Below are 258 nucleotides of genomic sequence, written 5' to 3'. Positions count from 1 at the left end.
CAAGGCGGCGCTGAGCGGCGTACAGGCGGTGCAGGCGGCGCGTTTGGCGCAGGCGCAGGGCGCCGATCCGGCCAATAACAACATGGTGGGGATCAGCATTTCCTACGGTACCCAGTCTTCCACCTCTACTCAAACCAGCGGGCAGAGCACCGCGCAGGGCAGCAGCCTGACGGCGGGCAATAACCTGAGCATTACCGCCAGCGGCAACGGCGTGAAGGGCCAGGACGGCGACATCCTGGTGCAGGGCAGCCAGTTGCA

The 258-nt window shown here is 65.9% G+C and carries 1 protein-coding gene; it reads left to right on the top strand.

The genetic code is table 11. The annotated features are described in order from the left end of the window. Positions 1-258 (top strand): hemagglutinin repeat-containing protein (locus SAZ04_RS22435; protein ID WP_332699885.1); only part of this gene is annotated, 258 nt, incomplete at both ends.

This window comes from Halalkalibacter lacteus (genome assembly GCF_036663595.1).
GTDB classification, from domain to species: Bacteria; Bacillota; Bacilli; order Bacillales; family Bacillaceae_D; genus Halalkalibacter; species Halalkalibacter lacteus.
Note: the sequence above shows the minus strand (reverse complement) of the source record. Positions and strands in the feature narration are given on the sequence as shown.